Origin of the sequence: Acinetobacter sp. 5862, assembly GCF_024494585.1 — a bacterium.
GTDB lineage: Bacteria > Pseudomonadota > Gammaproteobacteria > Pseudomonadales > Moraxellaceae > Acinetobacter.
Genome location: NZ_JANHGP010000136.1, coordinates 1 through 203, shown reverse-complemented (window position 1 = coordinate 203; position 203 = coordinate 1). Strand labels below are relative to the sequence as shown.

The window sequence follows — 203 nt, the reverse complement described above, 5'->3', positions numbered from 1 at the left end:
TGTGCTGCGACTGATGGTCCAATGCCACAAACTCGTGAACACATCCTTCTTTCACGTCAGGTTGGTGTACCTTACATCATCGTATTCTTAAACAAGTGTGACCTTGTTGATGATGAAGAATTACTTGAATTAGTAGAAATGGAAGTTCGTGAACTTCTTTCTACTTATGACTTCCCAGGTGATGACACTCCAATCATCCGTGG

General features: G+C 41.9%; 1 protein-coding gene. It reads left to right on the top strand.

All coding sequences use genetic code 11. From position 1 onward, the window contains the following. A partial coding sequence (locus NO346_RS14995; RefSeq protein ID WP_256415612.1) for a GTP-binding protein occupies nucleotides 1–203 on the top strand: 203 nt, incomplete at both ends.